This window comes from Glacieibacterium sp. (assembly GCF_965200405.1).
Taxonomy (GTDB): Bacteria; Pseudomonadota; Alphaproteobacteria; order Sphingomonadales; family Sphingomonadaceae; genus Glacieibacterium.
This window is the reverse complement of the sequence record NZ_OZ241356.1, coordinates 848323-867089: the sequence shown is the minus strand read 5'-3', so window position 1 is coordinate 867089 and position 18767 is coordinate 848323. Positions and strand designations below refer to the sequence as shown.

The following is an 18767-nucleotide window of genomic DNA, read 5'->3' as shown; positions in this document are numbered from 1 at the left end:
CCCTCGCCGCGAAAGGCGAAGGGGCTGTCGTCCGCCGCGGGTCTAGCGCAGCAGCTGCAGGACGTTCTGTTGCGACTGGTTGGCCTGCGCCAGCATCGCCTGTGCCGCCTGGCTCAGCACCTGCGAGCGCGCCAGGTTGGTCGTCTCGGCGGCGAAGTCGGCGTCCTGGATGCGGCTGCGCGAGTTCACCAGGTTCGTCGAGTTCGAGCTGAGATTGTTGACCGCCGCCTCCAGCCGGTTCTGCACCGCGCCGAGGTTGGCCCGGTCGAGCGACACCGAGGCCAGTGCCTCGTCGATCGCCCCCAGTGCCGCCGAGGCGCCGTCCTGCGTCATCACGTTGATATCCGCGATCTTCAGGCCGCCCTCGTCGGAGCCGTACTTGTTCTCCTCGAAGCCGAGTTTCGAGAAGTTCGACGTCGCGGCGTAGGACAGGCTGCCGGCCGCGACCTCGATGCCCTTCGACGAGGTCAGCGAGATCGTCGCATAGGCGGTGTTGACCGTGTCGGCGCTGAACACCGTGGTGTCGGCCAGTCCGACGACGGCGTAGGTGGCGCTGGTGCCGCGCACGGTGACGCCGCCCAGCCCGAAGTTCGCCGCCGAGGCCGCGTTGACGCTGTCGAAGGCGACCGCGATGTTGCGGCCGTCGGCAGCGGTCAACGACAGTCCGCCCTTGCCATTGTCGCTCGCCTCGACGCCGGTCAGGCCGGTGTATTTGTTGATCTCGCGAGCGACGTTCTCGCGCGTTGCCTGAGCCGTGGCGTTCTGGTCTAGGGTGATGGCGACCTGGACGCCGTTGATCGCCAGCTTGGCCGTCGCGGTAGTGGCGATCACCGTCGTCGGCGAAGATCCGTCGAGGGTCAGTGAATTGGCCTTGGCCGTCACCCCGGTCTCGGCGGTCGAGGCGTTGATCGCCGCGGCGATGGCGATGGCGCTGGCCGCCTTCTTGCTCGACAGCGCGCTGTCGTCGGAGAAGGTGTCGTCGACCGCGACGGCGCCGCGGATGGCGACACCGTTGATCTTCAGGTCGCCGGCGTTGAGCGTATACGCAGTTGCCGCGGTCGCCGAAATGGCGCGCGAATCGGCGGTCACGGCGGAGACGCCGCGTTCGTAGGTGCCGGTCTGCAGGCCGGCCCTCGACACCTTGCCGGCGCCGGTCGAGCTGATCTCGATCGGATTGCCGTTCTCGGACGTCAAATTGTAGGTGCCCGACTGTGCCCCGACGCGGAGCCCGGTGGTCTGCGCCGTCAACGTGTTCAGCGAGACGATGACGTTGCGACCGTCGGCTGCCTCCAGGCGGATGCCGGCATTGTCGTCGCCGGTGTCGATCGCCTTGACGCCGGTCTGGCCGGAGATCGCGTTGATCGCGTCCTTGACCAGGGTCCGGTTCGCCGCCGCGTTGCCGGTCGCGACGATCGTCGCGGTCGCCTTGCCGTTGATCGTCACCGTGCCGGTCAGGATCGCGGCGGTCATCGCCGAGCCGGTCATCACCGTTTTCCCGACCACGGCCGAGACGCCGCTGTCGGCGGTGGCGCGGTTGATCGCGGCGACCTTGGCGATCGCGCTGGCGGTCTTCTCGCCCGAGCTGAGATTGTCGTCGTTGGCCGAGCTCGGCCCGATGTTGACATTGTTGATCAACAGGTCGCCGGCAATCAGCGATTCGTTGGTGGTCAGGCTGCTGGCGGTGGCGGCGAAGGCCCCGGTCGCCGACAGTGCGGCGCTGGCGCCGGTGCCGAGGTCGGTGGCGCGGGTCGAGCCGATGCCGAAGCCGACCGTCTCGCCGGCCCGACTGCCGGTCTGCAGCTTCACCGCCTTGGCCGAACCGTCGAGCAGCTTGATGCCGTTGAAGTTGGTACGCGCGCCGACGTTGTCGATTTCACTGGTGAGCTGCTTGATTTCGCCCTGCATCGCCTTGCGGTTCTCGGCCGTGACCGTGCCACTGGCGGCCTGGACCGCGAGTTCGCGCATCCGCTGCAGCATGTTGGTGACTTCGCCCATCGCGCTTTCCGCCGTCTGCGCCAGGCTGATGCCGTCGTTGGCGTTGCGCATGGCGACGGTCAGCCCGCGCACGTCGGAGGTCATTCGGGTCGCGATGGCGAGGCCGGCGGCGTCGTCCTTGGCGGAGTTGATGCGCTGGCCGGTCGACAGTCGTTCCATCGCCATGGCCAGCCCGGCCTGTGCCGTACGCTGCCCGGACTGCGCCGTGAGGGCCGAAATGTTGGTGTTGATGACGGTCATGAGGGTCGTCTCCGCTTGGGTCTCGCAAGGACAAGGGACGACGCCGGCGCGGAATGCTTAATTCGCGGTCGTTGAAAGCCGTGGGGGCGCCCTCGACGCGACAGATAGCCCGGGGTTGCAAACGATCGCCGCAATCATGGGCTATGGCGCCGCCATGAGTTTACCCGTTCCGCGTCCAGCCCCGCTGCGACTGCCCATCCTGTTCATCGACGCGCACCTGCTGGTGATCGACAAGCCCGCCGGGCTGGCGGTTCATCCGGGGCCGAGTACGCCGCGCAGCCTCGACGATCATCTGTGGTCACTGCGCGAGGGTTTCGTCCGCAATCCCCAGCCGGTGCATAGGCTCGACCGCGACACGTCAGGGTGCCTGGTGCTGGCGCGCCACCCCAAGGCACTGAAGAAGCTGACCCAGATGTTTTCGGCCGGCCTGGTCGGCAAGACCTATTGGGCGGTGGTCGACGGCGCCCCGGACGAAGACGAGGGCCGGATCGACGCGCCGCTGTTCAAGGTGTCGAGCGCCGAGGCAGGCTGGCGGATGATCGTCGATCCGCGCGGCAAGGCGTCGGCGACGCGCTGGCGGGTGGTGGCGCGCGACGGTGCGCGGAGCCTTGTCGAATTCTATCCGGAGACCGGGCGCACGCATCAGGTGCGGGTGCATGCGGCGGCGCTCGGCTGTCCGATCCTCGGCGATCCGGTCTATGGCGCCGGGCAGGGGCCGATGCGGCTGCACGCCCGCGCCGTGACCGTGCCCTATACCGCCGGGGCGGAGGCGGTGCAGGTCGTCGCGCCGCCGCCGGAAGGCTGGCCGTTGCTGCCGGACGCTATTCCACGGCCTCAGTCACCGCCACCGCCGGCAGCTTGAAACTGCCGTCGAGCAGCTCGGGCTTGGGCAGGTAGGCGCGCCAGACCAGCCGGAACGGGCCGGGCGGCGCGGGCAGCCAGTTGACCACGCGCTCACCCGACGGCTTGCCGGTCTGGACGAATATATCCAGACTCGCGTCGCGCTCGTAATGCGTCGAGCGCAGGCCGGAGCCGATCGAGAAGCGGTTGAGCGGATTGGCGAAAAAGAACAACCGCCCGTCGGGCTCGACGGTGTACATGGTCAGCGACCAGAACGCCCCGGCCGGCGGCTTGGGCGGAATATGCATGGTGTAGGCGTGCTTCGACCCGTCGAGCGGCTGCCCGTCGGCATCCTGCGTCGCGGTATAATAGACCGCCTCGCGCCGCGGCAGCGCGCCCAGCCCGCCCAGCGCCACCGCCGCCCGCGCCGCGTCGTTGCCGTCGCCGAACTCACCGATCCCGGGACCAGGCGTGCTCCAGCCGCCAGCAACAGTGCCCGCCTTGGCCAGCCCGTCGCGCAGCTCCCTGCGGAATTTGGGCAGGGCGGCGATCCATAGCCGCTGCGTCGCGGGCGGCAGGGTGGCAAAGGCGTCGGCCGCGCCCGGCTTGATGCCCTGCGCGGCGAACTCGCCGGAGCGGCCGCCGATGCTGCTGCGGCCCAGCGCCTCGTCGACGACGGCGAGGAAGGTGCGGGCGTCGGGCACGGCGCTCGGCACGGCGCGGGTCGGCACCGGGGCAGCGCCGCCGCCCAGCGTGAATTTGTCGATGTCGGCACCCGACGCGGCCAGGTCGTTGGGGCCGTTGACATAGACCCGGACCAGCAGCCAGGCGTCGTTGCTGGTGGCGCGGACCAGCGTGCCCGCCTCCGGGGCCTTGCCGGTCCAGCCTGGGCCGACGATGGTGTACTGCCCGCCGCCGCCGCTGCTGCTGCCCAACACCGCGATATTGTCGCCGAACACGTTCATCAGCGCCGCGGAGTTGTAGCGGTCGCCCAGGTCGGGCACGGTCAGCGTCACCGGCCCGTTCGACAGGTCGAGCCAGGCGCTGGCGTACAGCGTGTCGTTGTTCGGCGTCGTCACCTCGCGCGAGGTCGCATCGGCCAGGGTCTTGCGCGCCACCAGCCGGTTGACCCCGCCCTGGGCCACCGCCCGGGCGCGCGTCCGCATTATCTCATAGACCGGAAAGCCGTAGTGGAACGCCCGGCGCAGGCCCTGCAGCGCCGGCGTCTCGGCCAGTACCACCGGCTTTGCGACGACGCGCGGTTTCGCCCCGGCCGGGGACATCGCCACCATGCCCGTCATCCCAAGGGCCAGGATCAGCCACCGCATACGCTTCGCTCCAACGAAATTCGCGGCACCATGGCGACGGGGCGGGCGGGCGTCCAGTCATCCTACTTGACGTAAACGTCAACTCAGGCGATCACCGGGCATGACCGAGACGGAAATCCGCGCCCCGCTGGCCCAGTTCGAGGGCGAGGTTCCGCCCGCGCCGCCGTGGTTCACCGCCGCCATCGCGCACGCCCCCGAGACCTCCCGCATCGACGTCGACGGCGCCGGCATCGAGATTCTGGCCTGGGGCGAGCGCGGCAAGCCCGGGCTGCTCCTCCTCCACGGCAACGGCGCGCATGCCGGCTGGTGGCGCCCGATCGCGCCGTTCTTCGCCGCCGACTACCGTGTCGCGGCCCTGTCCTGGTCGGGCATGGGCGGCTCCGACCACCGCGCCAGCTACCGCATCGAGAGCTTCGTTGCCGAGATCTTCGCGGTCATCGCCGCCGCCGGGCTCGACGCCGCCGGGCCGCCGCTGGTCGTCGCGCACAGCTTTGGCGGCTTCCCGATGATGGCGGCGGCGTCGAAGCACGGCGAGCGACTGGCGGCTGCGGTGATCATCGACACGCCGTTCCGCGGCGTCGGCGAGGAAGGCGGCCGGCCGCCCAATGCGACGATGCGCCCGCACCGCGTCTATCCCACCATCGCCGAGGCGCTCGGCCGCTTCCGGCTTGCACCCGCGCAGGACACGCCGAGCCTGTTCATCGCCGACCTGATCGCGCGCGAATCGTTGATCGAGGTCGAGGGCGGCTGGACCTGGGCCTTCGACCCGTTCCTGTGGAGCCGCTTCGAGGTCGGCGACGCCCGCTCGTTGCTGCGCGAGCCGAAATGCCCGGTGTCGCTGATCTGGGGCGAGACCTCGATGCTGATGAAGCCGGAACGGGTCGCGGCGATGCGCGCCGAACTGCCCGCCGGCTCGCCCGCCATCGGCATCCCGGACGCCGCGCACCATGTCCTCATCGACCAGCCGCTGGCGCTGGTGACGTGCCTGCGCGGCCTGTTCGCCGGCTGGCCGGCCTAGCCGCGCGACCTCAGCAGCGGTTGCGGTCGATCGAATTGCCGACCACCGCGCCGCCGCCGGCACCCAGCACCGTGCCCAGCGTCCGGTCATGGCGCCCGGAGACACCGTTACCGATCAGGCCACCGGCGATAGCCCCGAGGATCGTCCCCGTCGAGCCGCTGCTCGGCCGGCAGCGCTCGTCGCGAAACCGGCGGCGGTCGTCGCGACGATCGTCGGCATAGCGGCCATCGCCACGACCATCGTCGCCGCGGCCATAGCCATCGCGCCCATAACCGTCGCGGCCATAGCGACCATCAGAATCGCCGCGGCGATAATCGTCGCCCCGCCCGCCGCGCATGTCACCACGATCGCCGCGCGGGCCGCCGCGGTCGTACGACGCCGGACCACGATCGTCGCGACGCGGCGGTGCGCCATTGTAATAGACCGGCCGGCCCTGATAGCCGTCATAGCGCTGGGCGCTGGCCGAGTTCGGCACCGAGACCATCAGGAGCGATGCCGCGAAAGCCGCTGCAGCGAAGATCTTACGCATGATCGGCTCCTCGATAGCGGCTGCAACTCAACCGTTATCCAAGGTTTTAAGGTAGTTGCGGTGTCGGCACCCTGAACGCCGATTTAACCGGACGTTCATCGGAGCGACGGGTTCAATAAGGTCGGCGGTAATAGCCGCGGTTGCCATAGTCGCTGTTCTCGAAGGCGAACGACGCGCTGCCGCTGTCGCCGAGCGGCACGGTCGCGCTGCCGGCCACGCCGCGCGCCCCGCCAGTGCCGACGAAGGCGCTGACTTCGCCGTGGACGCGGCGATCGGCGACGCTGGGCCATTGCGACGGATCGAAGATGTCGCGCCGTGCGGCACCATCGGCCTGCGCCCGGGCGATCTCGTCGGGGGCCAGGCGATAGACCTGCGGCGCCGCCTCCGCGGCGGACGCGACCCCGGCAAATGCCGCCCCAGCCAGCACCGAACCGGCGATCATCGCTGCAAACATCATCTTCATCGCCAAGCCTTTCGAGCCAGCCCCTGCCGGACCCTAGCCCGGTGGCGTCGGCATGTCATCCCGCCCGGTCCGTTCAGCCGTCCTTGCGGAACGGGCCTTCCTCGCCGAGTTCCTCGATATGCGCCGCGACCGCCTCGCGCTCGACCTCGAGGAAGTTCGCAACGGCGTTGCGAAAGCCCTGGTCGGGGATGTAGTGCGCGCTGAACGTCGGTGTCGGGCGATAGCCCCGCGCCAGCTTGTGCGAGCCCTGTGCCCCGGCCTCGACCCGGGCCAGCCCGTGCGCGATGGCCCAGTCGATAGCGCGATAATAGCACAGCTCGAAGTGCAGGAACGGCACCTCCTCGGTGCAGCCCCAATAGCGCCCGTACAGGCAATCGTCGCCGATCAGGTTGAGCGCACCGGCGATCGGCACGCAGTCGCGGCTGGCGATGCCCAGCAGCACACGGTCGCCCATGCGCTCGCCCAGCATCGTGAAGAACTTGCGCTTGAGGTACGGCTGGCCCCATTTGCGCGCGCCGGTGTCCTGGTAGAAGATCCAGAAGGCGTCCCAATGCGCCTCGGTAATCTGGTCGCCGCGCAGCATCTCGATTTGGATTTCGGGATCGAGCACGCGCTCCTTGCGGATCGTCTTGCGCTTGCGCGAGCTGAGTGCCGCCAGGAAGTCGTCGAAGCTCGCATAGCCTTCGTTGACCCAGTGAAACTGCTGGTCGATACGCACCAGCCAGTCGGCGGCCTCGAAGATCTCGACCTGCTCGGGCGCGATGAAAGTCGCATGCGCCGATGACAGGCCGTTCTGCACCGTCAGCGCCTCCGCTGCCGCTAGCAGGGCCGGGGCGAGGACCGGGTCGCGCAGCAACAGGCGCCGGCCGGTCGCCGGGGTGAACGGCACGCACGACTGCAGCTTTGGATAATAGCGGCCACCGGCGCGGCCCCAGGCATCCGCCCAGCTGTGGTCGAAGACATATTCGCCCTGGCTGTGCGATTTCAGATAGCCCGGCAGGATCGCCGCCGCGGTGCCGTCGCTGCCATCGATGACCAGATGGACGGGCTGCCAGCCGGTGCGCGGCGTGGCGCTGCCCGAATCCTCCAGTGCGGTGAAGAACTCGTGCTGCAGGAACGGATTGCCCGGGCCGGCGCAGGCGTTCCACTCGGCCGCCGGCAGGTCATGGGCATGCTGCAGGATGCGCGCCATCACCTCGGACGGTCGATCGACCATGCTGTCGGACTCCTGATCGGTTGGCTTTCCTGACCGCTCCTGGTCGGGCCCCTCCCGGTCAGGCCCCTCCCGGTCAGGCATCGTTGACCGCGATGATCGCGTCGATCTCGACAGCCACGCCAAGCGGCAGCGCCGCCACGCCGACCGCAGAACGCGCATGACGGCCGATCTCCCCGAATACCTCGACCATCAGGTCCGACGCGCCGTTGGCGACCTTGGGCTGGTCGGTGAAATCGGCGGTGGAGTTGACGAACACCCCCAGCTTGACCACCCGCCGGACCCGCTCCAGCGAGCCCAGCGCCAGGTTCATCTGGGCCAGCAGCCCGATCGCGCAACGCCGCGCCGCCGCCGCGCCGTCCTTGGTCGTCAGGTCGTCGCCGACTCGGCCCCGGATCAACTGGCCGTCCTCGGCGAAGGGAATTTGACCGGAAATATGGAGTAGTCCGGCATGGATGACACCGGGCACGTAATTGGCCGCGGGGGCCGCGGCATGCGGCAGGACGATGCCGAGTTCGGCGAGGCGGGTCTGGACGGTCATGTTCAGCGCTCCATGAACTTCAGGATGTGGGGCAGGGCAACGGCCCAGTCGTCGATGCGGACATCGGCGTGTGGCGCACGCGGGATAAGCGGCCGTAACCGTGGGTCGGCGACCATGTGCAGCCGGTGGACGCCGGGTGCGCAGGCCCTGACCGAGGAGTGATGCGTCGGCAGGTCGTCGATGAACACGACACGACTCGGCTTGTACTCCTTGAGCAGGGCGGCGACCGGAATACCCTTGGGACCATTATTGCCCATAACCCGGTACGGCATGCCCAGACGTGCGAGTTCGCCGCTGCGAACCAGGGCGTGCCGTTCGGTTATGTTTGTCAAGATGACGATATCGGCTATCGTCGCAATACGTTCAAGGGCTGCCGCGGCACCTGGGGCAGGGGTCTGTGTTGTCATATGTGTGTCAAAAAAGCTCTCGAGGAGCGGCATGAAATCCCGGCTATTAACCTGGCTGCCATCTGCATGCCGCATGTTGCCGGACAGTGCGAAACTGTCGAGACTCAGGGTGATGTCATGGCTCTGCGCGAGGTAGTCCTGGAACGGTCCAACGAAATGCAGCAGGACTTCGTCGCAATCGCAGATCAGCAGCGGTCTCATGCGCGCAATGTCCGCTCTGCGTCGGCCAGTTGCAACGGCGGTACATCCAGTGCCTCGGCGCAGGCGAGCAGGCTCGGCTCATGGTTGGTCAGGAAGGCCAGCACTTCCGCCAGCACGACGGGCTCACCGGCCCGTGCCCGCAGCGTCGCGACGTCGAGGCCGGTGGTTTCGAGCAGGCGCGGCCCCAGTTCCTCGTCCCCGGCGATATGGGCAAGCGCCCGCAGCGCCAGCGTCGCCGCGGCTTCGTCGCTCGTCTCGCGGCGCGCTTCGCCGGTAGCCCGCAGCTTGCCGGTCCGCACCCGTTGCTCGTCGATCATCGCTGGTACCGGTCTCGTGATGGATGGATGGCTGGGTTTCCGGCTTAGCGGCTGCGCGGTCGGCCTGCCACCGACTTCACTGCATGCCGGCCGTGGGTGCGCGGGATGACCGCACGTATCCCGGTCGAAGAGGGCGTGGCGCGTATCGTTTTTGTCGGCAGCGAGGCGGTCGGGGCCCAGGCCAGCGAGATGCTGGCGCCGTTGACCATCGAGCGCCTGCCGGCGGACACCGCGGCGGCGGGCGTGCGCGAGGGCAATGTGACCTTGCTGCTGATCGAGCTGACGGGCGACCCTGACATGCTCAGGGAAAGCCTGGCGGCGTTGCGGGAGGAAGCGTCGCGGCGGCCGCTGCCGGTGCTGGCGCTGGTCGCCCGCGACGATCCCGACCGCGTCGTCGAGGCGTTCGAGGGCGGGGTCGCCGACGTCGGCGGGTTGCCGCTGGTCAAGGGCGAGCTGGTGGCGCGGCTGCGACTGATGCTGCGCCGCGCCGGCACCGCGGGGCATCTGCGCGCCCGGGTCCGGATCGCGCGTTTGCGGGCGATGACCGACCCGGTCACTAAATTGTACAACCGCGTCTATTTCGATGCCGAGGTGGCGCGGGCGATTGCCGGTGCACGCCAGCACGGGCGGCCGCTGACCCTGTTGATGGTCGATATCGATTCGCTCAAGCCGATCAACGACAGCTTCGGCCATGCGGCGGGCGACCGAGTGCTGGCGGGGGTCGCGGCGCAGCTGATCGTCAGCCTGCGGAGCAACGACATCGTGGCGCGCTTCGGCGGCGACGAGATCGCCGTGGCAATGCCGGATACCGATGTCGAAATCGCCGCCCACGTCGCGCGGCGCCTGTGTGCCGAGATCGCCGAATTGCCGATCGTCTCGGTCAACGTCACCGTCAGTATCGGGGTCGCCGGGCTGACGGATGCCGACGCCGATGCCGCCGCCTTGCTGGCGCGCGCCGATTCGGCGCTTTACGCGGGCAAGCGGGCGGGTCGGAACCGGGTCGAAATCGCGGCCTGAGGCCGCGACACGGGCTTACTTGATCTTGGCTTCCTTGAACTCGACATGCTTGCGCACGACGGGGTCATACTTGCGAAAGGTCAGCTTTTCCGTGGTGTTCGGGCTGCGCGGGTTCTTCTTGGTGACATAGAAGTAGCCGGTGTCGGCAGTCGAGACGAGCTTGATCTTGAGGGTAGTCGGCTTGGCCATGTCGAGTCCTGATTGGTAGCGCGGGCGAAGTGAGCTTAACGCGACGAACGCGGTCGGCCTTACGCGACGAAGCGCGGCTTGTGGTGAAAACCGCCGCTAAAGTCAACGTCCGAGCGACCGGCGCGGATCAGCGCCCGCGCCGGACGCCCTTGGGCACGCGGCTTTGCCCGGCGCGGCGACCGATGCGGACCTTGTCGTTGCGCGGTCTCTGCTGGCCCTCGCCCAGCGGCAGCTCGAAACGCAGCGCCCCGGTGATCGGGTTGGCCTCCGCCAGCCGCAGGTCGAGGCGCATGCCCGGCACATAGGCGGTGCCGCTCTCGATGCCCTCCAGCCGCTTGGTCGCCTCGTCGAAAACGAAGCGCTCGTCGCCCAGCGTCGACACCGGCACCAGCCCGTCGCCGCCGATGCCCTCGACCGTCGCGAAAAAGCCGAAGCGCGCCACGCCGGTGATCCGCGTCGCCAGCGTCTCGCCGACCCGCGTCGACAGGAACGCCGCGACATAGCGGTCGATGGTATCGCGCTCCGCCTCCATGGCGCGGCGCTCGGTCATCGAGATATGCTCGGCAGTGCGGCTCATGGTGCTCGCTGCTGCATCGCCCAGCGCGCCGTCGCCCAGCTTGTACGCCCGCACCAGCGCCCGGTGCACCACCAGGTCGGCATAGCGCCGGATCGGCGAGGTGAAATGCGCATAGCTCGCCAGCGCCAGTCCGAAATGCCCTTTGTTATCAGGCGAGTAGTACGCCTGGGTCTGTGTCCGCAGGACCTGCTCGCTGACCTGCTGGCTATGCGTCTCCGCCTTGGCCGATGCCAGGATCTTGTTGAACGTCCGCGGCTGGATCACCTGCCCCAGCGCGAACGGGATGCCGAAGGTCTCCAGGTAATCCTTCAGCGCCACCAGCTTCTCACGCCCCGGCTGCTCGTGCACCCGGTACATGCACTCCGTCCTCTTGGCCTCAAGTGCTTGAGCTGCCGCGACATTCGCCGCAATCATGAAGTCCTCGATCAGCCGGTGCGCATCCAGCCGCTCCCTCACCTCGATCGCCGCGATCCGACCCGCCTCATCTAACCGTACTCGTCGTTCCGGCAGATCCAGATCCAACGGCGCCCTCGCCTCCCGCGCCTTCGACAGCGCCCCCCACGCTCCCCATAACGCCGCCAGCGTCCCGAGATGTTCGCCCGCCTGCCCGTCGATGCTGGCCTGCGCCTCCTCATAGGAAATGTTGGTCGAACAGCGGATCACCGCCCGGCTGAATCGGTGGCGCAGCAGTTTCCCATCCGCCCCGATTACCAGATGACAAGCCAGCACCGCCCGGTCGACGCCTTCGACCAGCGAACACGCATCAGCGCTCAGCACCTCGGGCAGCATCGGCACGACCCGGTCCGGAAAGTACACCGAGTTCCCCCGCTCCCGCGCCGAACGGTCGAGCGCTGTCCCCTCGCGAACGTAGAACGAGACATCGGCAATCGCGACGATCGCCTTCCAGCCGCCCTGGTTCTCCGGTGCATTATCGGCTTCGGCCCACACCGCATCGTCATGGTCGCGGGCATCCGCCGGATCGATGGTCAGGATCGGCAGGCTGCGCAAATCCTCGCGGTCGCCCAGGTCGCGCTTCGCAACAGCCTCAGCCTCGGTCAGCGCCTCGGCGTTGAAGGCGTGCGGAATCCCTTTGGCATGGATCGCGATCAGCGAAAAACTACGCGGCGCGAACGGGTCGCCGAGCACCTCGATGACCCGGGCATGCTGACGCGGCGGCTTGCCCGAAGGCTCGGCGAGGACGAGATCGCCAGGCTCCGCCGTGCCGGTATCGAGCACCGCGAGGTCACTTCGCGCCCGCTTGTCGACGGGGACGAGCCGGTAGCCCATGGCTTCCTTGCGCAGGATGCCAAGGACGAACTCGGTCGTCCGTGCCAGGGTCTTCATCGGGAAGGCGGTATAGCCTCCGCCGGTCTCCTCGATCCGCGCGAGGACGCGGTCGTTGACGCCGAGCGCGGCTTGGCGCTGACGGCCTTTGCCTTCGACTATGCGTACGCGGGGTGGAGGCGTGCCGCGGTCCCAGCCGTCGGGGACGCCGACCGGGTCGCCGTCGCCGGCTTCGATGACGCGGAGTACGGTTACTTTGGGGAGGCCGCCGCCTTTGTGGACGGAGCGGCCGGGGCCGCCTTCGAGGGAGCCGTCGTCGGCCATGTCGCGGAGGAGGGCCTTGAGGGCGATCTTGTCCTGGGCGTGGAGGCCGAAGGCCTTGGCGATTTCGCGTTTGCCGACGGGGGTGGGGGAGGAGTTGATGAAATTCAGCACCGCCTCGGGGGAGGGGAGGCCGGGCGGAGGGGGCGGGGGGCGACGGGGCATGATCGCTTCTTGCGCAGCGATTGCGGCCCCCCGCAAGTCACGCCTAGTCGCGGAGGGACGCCGGGACTCGCCCGCCATTGGCTTCTAGTTTGGCCCATACCGCCTTCGACAGTGCGATATTCTGCTCGGCGCTGCCGTCGGCACCGGCGTGGACGCCCAGTTCGGCGCCGAGATCCTTGCGCGCGGCGAGGCTCGAGTCGAGGCCGAGCAGCTTGAGCAGGTCGACGATCGAGGTCCGCCAGTTGCCGCCGCCGTTGGGCTCGGCGTTGGCCATGATCGTCAGGACCTGCTCGACGTCGACCTGCGGAGCGGCGGTCGGCGCTGCCGGCGCGGCCGCAGCGGCGGACGACGCTGTCGGTGCCGGCGCAGCGGGCTTCGGAGCAGGCGCGGCGGCGGCCTTGCTGTGGAAGATGCCGTCCATGATCTTGCCGAAAATGCTCATGCGTGTCGCTCCTGTGCTGATTGCGCAGGAGTAACGCCTCAAAACCGCTCCGGGTTCGTCGCGGCCTCAGGCCTTGGCCGCGACCTTTGCCTTGGCCGCCGGCTTTTTCGCCGCCGGAGCCTTTTTCGCGGCAGGTTTTTTCGCCGCCGTCGCCTTGGGCGCAGCCTTGGCCGGGGCAGCCTTTTTCTTCACCGGCTTCTTGCCCTTCGACGGCATCGCGGCGCGGGTGTCGATCAGCCCGGCTGCCTCGTCGAGCGAGATCGCCAGCCCGTCGGAGCCCTTGGGCACGTTGGCGTTGGTCGTGCCGTCGGTGAGGTAGGGTCCGAAGCGCCCTTCGATCAGCTTGATCACCGCGCCCGACACCGGGTGCGGCCCGAGTTCGCGCAACGGCACCGGCGCATTGCGGGCGCGTCCCGGATTGGCCAGCGCCTCGGCCAGCTTGACCACGGCGGAGTTCATGCCGGTCTCGAACACTTCGGCGCTGGAAGTCAGCCGCGCGTATTTACCGTTATGCGCGAGATAGGGGCCGTAGCGCCCGATGCTGGCGGTGATCTTCTCGCCCGATTCGGGGTGGATGCCGACTTCGCGCGGCAGGGACAACAGCTTGAGCGCGGTTTCCAGATCCTCGGGGCCGGTGACCGCCATGTCCTTGGGAATCGAGGCGCGGGGTGGCTTGGGCGCACCCTTTTCGCCGTCCTCGCCGCGCTGGACATAGGCGCCGAAGCGGCCCGAGCGCAGGCTGACGGGCTCGCCGGTCGCGCTGTCCTCGCCGAGCAGCACGGGCACGCCGTTGCCGACCTGCGGCTCGCCACCCTCGGCAGCGAACTGGCGGGTGTAGCGGCATTCCGGGTAGTTCGAGCAGGCGACGAAGGCGCCGAACTTGCCGGTCTTGAGGCTCAAACGGCCGTTGCCGCAGGTCGGGCACAGGCGCGGATCACTGCCGTCGGCGGTCGGCGGAAACAGGAACGGCGACAGGAATTCGTCGAGCGCCACCGTCACGTCGGACGGGCGGAGTTCGAGGATCTCCTTGGTCTTGGCCTGGAACTCGGCCCAGAAGCGGCCGAGCACGGTCAGATAATCGAGATCGCCCGCCGAAACCTCGTCGAGCTCGGTCTCGAGCTCGGCAGTGAAGTCATAGCCGACGTACTTCTCGAAGAAGCGCTCGAGGAACGCCGTGACCAGGCGGCCCTTTTCTTCGGCGAAGAAGCGGTTCTTCTCCATCCGCACATAGCTGCGGTCGCGCAGCGTCTGCAGGATCGAGGCATAAGTCGACGGCCGCCCGATGCCGAGCTCCTCGAGCTTCTTGACCAGCGTTGCTTCGGAGAATCGCGGTGGCGGCTCGGTGAAATGCTGGTCGGCCTTAACGCTGTCGAGGCGCGGCTTCTCGCCCTGCGTCAGGCGCGGCAGGCGGCGGCTGTCATCGTCGTCTTCGGCCCCGGAAACGGGAGTGTCGTCGCGCGTCTCGGTATAGACCGCGAGGAAGCCCGGCGACAGGATGACCTGCCCCGAGGCGCGCAGGCCCGTCTGGCGGTCGTCGGACAGCAGTTCGACGCTGGTCCGCTCCATGCGCGCCGACGCCATCTGGCTGGCGATCGTGCGCTTCCAGATCAGCTCGTACAGCTTGGCGGTGTCGCCTGAGCCGGCGCTGCGGCGCGCCATGTCGGTCGGGCGGATCGCCTCATGCGCTTCCTGGGCGTTCTTGGCCTTGGTCGCATAGTGGCGCGGCTTGTCGGGCAGCGCCTCGGCGCCGAATTCGCGCAGGATGGTGTCGCGCGCCGCGGTGATCGCCTCGCCGGCGATCTGCACGCCGTCGGTCCGCATGTAGGTGATGATGCCCTCTTCATAGAGGCCCTGGGCGACGCGCATCGTGTGGCTGGCGGTGAAGCCGAGCTTGCGCGACGCCTCCTGCTGCAGCGTCGAGGTGGTGAACGGCGGATAGGGGTTGCGGCTGACCGGCTTGGTCTCGACCGCGGCGACGGTGAAGGTCGAGCCCTCGACGGCGGAGCGGGCATTGTTCGCCTCGGCCTCGTTGGTCAGGTCGAACTTGTCGGTCTTCTTGCCGTTGAGCAGCGACAGGCGCGCGGTGAAGGCCTGGCCCCCGGCGGAGGTCAGCCCGGCGTCGATGGTCCAGTATTCGCGCGCCCGGAACGCCTCGATCTCGCGCTCGCGGTCGACGACGATGCGAAGTGCGACCGACTGGACGCGGCCCGCCGACTTGGCGCCGGGCAGCTTGCGCCACAGCACCGGCGACAGCGTGAAGCCGACCAGGTAATCGAGCGCGCGCCGCGCCTTATAGGCGTCGATCAGCGCCGCATCGAGCTCGCGCGGCTTCTTCATCGCGGCCAGCACGGCGGTCTTGGTGATCTCGTTGAAGGTGACGCGGGTGGCACCGCCCTTGGGCACCGCCTTCTTGCCCTTCAGCCATTCGAGCAGGTGCCAGCTGATCGCCTCGCCTTCACGATCGGGGTCGGTCGCGAGAATGACGCTGTCGGCGCGCTTGACCTCGTCGGCGATGGCTTTGAGCTGCTTCGACTTGTCGGCGTACAGCTCCCACTTCATCGCGAAGTCGTGCTCGGTATCGACCGAGCCATCCTTGGGCGGCAGGTCGCGAATATGCCCATAGCTCGCCAGCACGGTGTAATCCGAGCCGAGGTACTTGTTGATGGTCTTCGCCTTGGCAGGCGATTCCACGATGACGACTTGCATGACTGTCTCCGGGGAACCGAGCAGCGGCGGCCCCTACGCGTATAATGTAGGGGCTGGCAAGTCGCGGTGCCTAGTGGGGGGTAGGTGCAAAGTGTTCGAACGACGTCCGGTGGCAGGCGCAACCGGAAGAAATCCGGGGTGACGGGTCCCGGCGTGCGCCGGGATGACGGCGTTTGAATTCGTCATCCCGGCGACGGCCGGGACCCATCGAGCGCAAGGCTGCGTGATGGATCACGGTCGACGCCGGGATGTCGAAAGCGCGGATCAGGGCTTGTCGACGAAGGTCCGCTGCCACCAGCCCTTGCGCGCCGGAGCGGCAGGAGCGTCGTTGGCGGCCTCCGGAGTTTCGACAGGTGCCTTGACGACGACCGGGGCTTCGACGGCAACCGGAGCTTCGACAGCAGCCGGGGCAGGCGCCTCGGCTGGCGTCTCGGCGGCTGTCGCCTCGGCAGCGGGCGCTTCGGCAGCGGCTGCATCGGTGCCGGCCTTGCGACGTGGGGCACGCTTGCGCGGTGCCTTGGCCGGCTCGGCCTCGGGCTCGGCGGCTTCGGCGACCGGCTCGGGAGCCGGCGCTTCGACCGGAGCCTCGGCGGCGGCCTCGGCGGGTGCCTCGGCAACTGCTTCGGCTTCCGGCTCGGCCTTCTTGCGCGAGCGACGCGGGCGCTTGGCAGGGGCCTCGGGCTCGGCGGGTGCCTCGACGGCGACCGCCTCGACCGGTGCCACCTCGGCGGCTGCCTCGGGTGCGGCTGCTTCGGTCGTTGCGGCCTCGGGCGCATCCTCGGCGGGCACGGTCTCGGCGAAGGTCTCGCCGACCGTCACCTCCGAAGCCTGGGCCTCGCCCTCGGCGCGGCGACCGCCACGACGACCGCGACGGCGGCGACGCGGGCCATCGCCCTCGACGGTCTCGGCAACCGGCGCGGCATAGGCCGGAGCATCGCCCTCGACAGGCTCGACGCCCTCGGCGGCTTCGCCCTCGACGCCGGTCTCGGTGTCGGCGACCTGGGGCTCGCCGCCCTCGGTCCGATCGATGCGGCCACCACGACGGCGGCGGCCACGACCGCGACCACGGCCACGCTCGCCACCCTCTTCGCGACCACCCTCGCGGGCCTCGCGCGGCGCCCGGGCTTCACGCGGCTCGCGGGCTTCGCCCTCGGTCTCGTCGTCGTCCTCGTCGTCGGAGCCATAGCTTTCGACCTCGTCCTCGTCCTCGGCGATGGTCACCGGGGCGGGCAGCGGGGCCAGCGTGATCTGGCGCATCGGCGCACCACCGGCGGCGTCGATGACGTAGTTCGGGCCGCTCAGGCTGTCGTCCGGCACCGCCTCGATGCCGATGCCATAACGGTCCTCCAGCTCGGCCAGTTCGGCGCGCTTGCGGTTGAGGATGTAGATCGCGACTTCGGCGCCGGCGCGGAGGGTGAACTCGTTGCAGCGGCCCTTGATCGCCTCGGCCTCGAGGTCGCGCAGCGCGGCCAGCGCGGCCGACGAGATGGCGCGGACATAGCCCGAGCCGTCGCACATCTCGCAGACGTGGGTCGAGGCTTCGAGGATGCCGGTGCGCAGGCGCTGGCGGCTCATTTCCATCAGCCCGAACGAGCTGATGCGGCCGAGCTGGATGCGGGCGCGGTCGTGCTTCAGCGCGTCCTTCATGGCGCGCTCGACGCGGCGGTTGTTGCCGTTGACCTCCATGTCGATGAAGTCGATCACCACCAGCCCGGCCATGTCGCGCAGGCGCAGCTGGCGGCCGATCTCCTCGGCGGCTTCCATGTTGGTCTTGTAGGCGGTTTCCTCGATGCCGTGCTCGCGCGTCGAGCGGCCCGAGTTGATGTCGATCGAGACCAAAGCCTCGGTCGGGTTGATGACGATATAGCCGCCCGACTTGAGCTGGACGACCGGCGAATACATCGCCGACAGCTGCGCCTCGACCCCGAAGCGCTGGAACAGCGGCACCGAGTCTTCATACTGCACGACCTTGGGTGCATGCGTCGGCATCAGCAGCTTCATGAAGGTGCTGGCGGCCTCGAAGCCCTCCGGTCCGTCGACCAGCACCTGGTCGATGTCGCGGTTGTAGATGTCGCGGATGGCGCGCTTGATCAGGCCCGAATCCTCATGGACCAGCGCCGGCGCGGTCGCGGCGAGCGTTGTCTCGCGGATCTCGTCCCACAGGCGGGTGAGGTAGTCGAAGTCGCGCTTGATGTCGGACTTGGAGCGCTTCAGGCCGGCGGTGCGGACGATGGCGCCCATGCCGGCGGGCAGCTTCAAGTCGGACATGATCGACTTCAGGCGCTTGCGGTCCGAGACGTTGGAGATCTTGCGGCTGATACCACCGCCGTGCGCGGTGTTGGGCATCAGCACGCAGTAGCGGCCGGCGAGCGACAGATAGGTGGTCAGGGCGGCGCCCTTGTTGCCGCGCTCCTCCTTGACGACCTGGATCAGCAGGACCTGGCGGCGGCGGATGACCTCCTGGATCTTGTAGCGGCGGCGCAGCGCCTGGCGCTGGCGGCGCATCGAATCGGAGGTGTCGTCATGGCCACCGGCTTCGGCGATCTCCTCGCGCTCCTCGCCATCCTCGCCCGGCTCGGCAGCGTCGCCGTCATGGTGATCGTCGTCGTGGTGATCGTCGATCAGCGCCTGCTCCTCGCGCAGCAGCGCTTCGCGGTCCTCACGCGGGATCTGGTAGTAATCGGGGTGGATTTCGGAAAAGGCCAGGAAGCCGTGGCGGTTGCCGCCATACTCGACGAACGCCGCCTGAAGCGACGGTTCGACCCGGGTTACCTTGGCGAGATAGATGTTGCCCTTGAGCTGCTTGCGGTCGGCAGCCTCGAAGTCGAATTCCTCAATCCGTTGACCGTTGACGACGGCGACCCGGGTTTCCTCCGGGTGGCGGGCGTCGATCAGCATGCGCTGTGACATTCATATGCTCCATGGCGCGGCGGCCGTCCCGAACATGGTCGGTGGGGCGGCGGCGCGAAAATGG

15 protein-coding genes and 2 pseudogenes are annotated in these 18767 nt (G+C 68.6%); 3 read left to right on the top strand and 14 right to left on the bottom strand.

Annotated elements, in window-relative coordinates; all coding sequences use genetic code 11:
* Positions 1-42: 42 nt before the first annotated feature.
* Positions 43-297, bottom strand: a pseudogene (locus ACOFKW_RS03885) (flagellin); the annotation flags it as partial.
* 1575 nt (positions 298-1872) lie between these two features.
* Positions 1873-2235: pseudogene (locus ACOFKW_RS03880) on the bottom strand (flagellin FliC); the annotation flags it as partial.
* 154 nt (positions 2236-2389) lie between these two features.
* On the opposite strand from ACOFKW_RS03880, the gene ACOFKW_RS03875 reads away from it, so the two are divergent.
* Positions 2390-3097 carry an RluA family pseudouridine synthase gene (locus ACOFKW_RS03875; protein ID WP_419816039.1) on the top strand — a complete coding sequence of 236 codons (708 nt, stop codon included), beginning with the start codon at positions 2390-2392 and terminating at the stop codon, positions 3095-3097.
* On the opposite strand, the gene ACOFKW_RS03870 is transcribed toward ACOFKW_RS03875, so the two are convergent.
* The gene (locus ACOFKW_RS03870) at positions 3057-4403 is read right to left on the bottom strand and encodes a DUF1254 domain-containing protein (RefSeq protein ID WP_419816038.1); all 1347 of its coding nucleotides are present in this window, start codon (positions 4401-4403) and stop codon (positions 3057-3059) included. The genes ACOFKW_RS03875 and ACOFKW_RS03870 overlap by 41 nt on opposite strands.
* Before the next feature lie 100 nt (positions 4404-4503).
* Here ACOFKW_RS03870 and ACOFKW_RS03865 point away from each other — a divergent pair, with 100 nt between their 5' ends.
* The gene (locus tag ACOFKW_RS03865) at positions 4504-5421 is read left to right on the top strand and encodes an alpha/beta fold hydrolase (RefSeq protein WP_419816037.1); all 918 of its coding nucleotides are present in this window, start codon (positions 4504-4506) and stop codon (positions 5419-5421) included.
* A gap of 10 nt (positions 5422-5431) precedes the next feature.
* On the opposite strand, the gene ACOFKW_RS03860 is transcribed toward ACOFKW_RS03865, so the two are convergent.
* The 6 genes from ACOFKW_RS03860 to ACOFKW_RS03835 form a co-directional block, all read right to left on the bottom strand.
* Positions 5432-5950 carry a glycine zipper 2TM domain-containing protein gene (locus ACOFKW_RS03860; RefSeq protein WP_419816036.1) on the bottom strand — a complete coding sequence of 173 codons (519 nt, stop codon included), beginning with the start codon at positions 5948-5950 and terminating at the stop codon, positions 5432-5434.
* 112 nt (positions 5951-6062) lie between these two features.
* Positions 6063-6413, bottom strand: a complete 351-nt coding sequence (locus ACOFKW_RS03855) for a hypothetical protein (protein WP_419816035.1) — start codon at positions 6411-6413, stop codon at positions 6063-6065.
* Positions 6414-6486: 73 nt separating this feature from the next.
* Positions 6487-7629 (bottom strand): GNAT family N-acetyltransferase, encoded by a 1143-nt coding sequence (locus ACOFKW_RS03850; protein WP_419816034.1) that lies wholly within the window; start codon positions 7627-7629, stop codon positions 6487-6489.
* Between the two features lie 73 nt (positions 7630-7702).
* On the bottom strand, positions 7703-8167 hold the full coding sequence (locus tag ACOFKW_RS03845; protein ID WP_419816033.1) for a RidA family protein: 465 nt from the start codon (positions 8165-8167) through the stop codon (positions 7703-7705).
* A gap of 2 nt (positions 8168-8169) precedes the next feature.
* Positions 8170-8775, bottom strand: a complete 606-nt coding sequence (locus ACOFKW_RS03840) for an HAD family hydrolase (RefSeq protein ID WP_419816032.1) — start codon at positions 8773-8775, stop codon at positions 8170-8172.
* Positions 8772-9092, bottom strand: coding sequence for a DUF3572 family protein (locus ACOFKW_RS03835; protein WP_419816031.1), 321 nt, complete (start codon positions 9090-9092; stop codon positions 8772-8774). Before ACOFKW_RS03835 ends, ACOFKW_RS03840 begins: the two co-directional genes overlap by 4 nt.
* A gap of 105 nt (positions 9093-9197) precedes the next feature.
* On the opposite strand from ACOFKW_RS03835, the gene ACOFKW_RS03830 reads away from it, so the two are divergent.
* On the top strand, positions 9198-10109 hold the full coding sequence (locus ACOFKW_RS03830) for a diguanylate cyclase (protein WP_419816030.1): 912 nt from the start codon (positions 9198-9200) through the stop codon (positions 10107-10109).
* Positions 10110-10124: 15 nt separating this feature from the next.
* On the opposite strand, the gene rpmG is transcribed toward ACOFKW_RS03830, so the two are convergent.
* The 5 genes from rpmG to ACOFKW_RS03805 all read right to left on the bottom strand — a co-directional run bounded on the left by rpmG (position 10125) and on the right by ACOFKW_RS03805 (position 18703).
* Positions 10125-10298 carry a 50S ribosomal protein L33 gene (rpmG, locus tag ACOFKW_RS03825; RefSeq protein ID WP_419816029.1) on the bottom strand — a complete coding sequence of 58 codons (174 nt, stop codon included), beginning with the start codon at positions 10296-10298 and terminating at the stop codon, positions 10125-10127.
* Between the two features lie 127 nt (positions 10299-10425).
* Positions 10426-12645, bottom strand: a complete 2220-nt coding sequence (locus tag ACOFKW_RS03820) for a ribonuclease R family protein (RefSeq protein ID WP_419816028.1) — start codon at positions 12643-12645, stop codon at positions 10426-10428.
* 43 nt (positions 12646-12688) lie between these two features.
* Positions 12689-13087, bottom strand: coding sequence for a DUF3597 domain-containing protein (locus ACOFKW_RS03815; protein WP_419816027.1), 399 nt, complete (start codon positions 13085-13087; stop codon positions 12689-12691).
* Positions 13088-13153: 66 nt separating this feature from the next.
* Complete coding sequence (gene topA / locus ACOFKW_RS03810; protein WP_419816026.1) at positions 13154-15793, bottom strand: type I DNA topoisomerase; 2640 nt, start codon at positions 15791-15793, stop codon at positions 13154-13156.
* A 264-nt stretch (positions 15794-16057) separates the two neighbouring features.
* A complete protein-coding gene (locus ACOFKW_RS03805; protein WP_419816025.1) occupies positions 16058-18703 on the bottom strand; it encodes an Rne/Rng family ribonuclease in 2646 nt (881 codons plus the stop codon).
* Positions 18704-18767: the final 64 nt, after the last annotated feature.

What these genes read in the sequence shown, in the direction of transcription:
- ACOFKW_RS03875 (WP_419816039.1), top strand. Translation starts at nt 2,390, where the DNA reads ATGAGTTTACCCGTTCCGCGTCCAGCCCCGCTGCGACTGCCCATCCTG.
- ACOFKW_RS03870 (WP_419816038.1), bottom strand. Translation starts at nt 4,403, where the DNA reads ATGCGGTGGCTGATCCTGGCCCTTGGGATGACGGGCATGGTGGCGATG.
- ACOFKW_RS03865 (WP_419816037.1), top strand. Translation starts at nt 4,504, where the DNA reads ATGACCGAGACGGAAATCCGCGCCCCGCTGGCCCAGTTCGAGGGCGAG.
- ACOFKW_RS03860 (WP_419816036.1), bottom strand. Translation starts at nt 5,950, where the DNA reads ATGCGTAAGATCTTCGCTGCAGCGGCTTTCGCGGCATCGCTCCTGATG.
- ACOFKW_RS03855 (WP_419816035.1), bottom strand. Translation starts at nt 6,413, where the DNA reads ATGAAGATGATGTTTGCAGCGATGATCGCCGGTTCGGTGCTGGCTGGG.
- ACOFKW_RS03850 (WP_419816034.1), bottom strand. Translation starts at nt 7,629, where the DNA reads ATGGTCGATCGACCGTCCGAGGTGATGGCGCGCATCCTGCAGCATGCC.
- ACOFKW_RS03845 (WP_419816033.1), bottom strand. Translation starts at nt 8,167, where the DNA reads ATGACCGTCCAGACCCGCCTCGCCGAACTCGGCATCGTCCTGCCGCAT.
- ACOFKW_RS03840 (WP_419816032.1), bottom strand. Translation starts at nt 8,775, where the DNA reads ATGAGACCGCTGCTGATCTGCGATTGCGACGAAGTCCTGCTGCATTTC.
- ACOFKW_RS03835 (WP_419816031.1), bottom strand. Translation starts at nt 9,092, where the DNA reads ATGATCGACGAGCAACGGGTGCGGACCGGCAAGCTGCGGGCTACCGGC.
- ACOFKW_RS03830 (WP_419816030.1), top strand. Translation starts at nt 9,198, where the DNA reads ATGACCGCACGTATCCCGGTCGAAGAGGGCGTGGCGCGTATCGTTTTT.
- rpmG (WP_419816029.1), bottom strand. Translation starts at nt 10,298, where the DNA reads ATGGCCAAGCCGACTACCCTCAAGATCAAGCTCGTCTCGACTGCCGAC.
- ACOFKW_RS03820 (WP_419816028.1), bottom strand. Translation starts at nt 12,645, where the DNA reads ATGCCCCGTCGCCCCCCGCCCCCTCCGCCCGGCCTCCCCTCCCCCGAG.
- ACOFKW_RS03815 (WP_419816027.1), bottom strand. Translation starts at nt 13,087, where the DNA reads ATGAGCATTTTCGGCAAGATCATGGACGGCATCTTCCACAGCAAGGCC.
- topA (WP_419816026.1), bottom strand. Translation starts at nt 15,793, where the DNA reads ATGCAAGTCGTCATCGTGGAATCGCCTGCCAAGGCGAAGACCATCAAC.
- ACOFKW_RS03805 (WP_419816025.1), bottom strand. Translation starts at nt 18,703, where the DNA reads ATGTCACAGCGCATGCTGATCGACGCCCGCCACCCGGAGGAAACCCGG.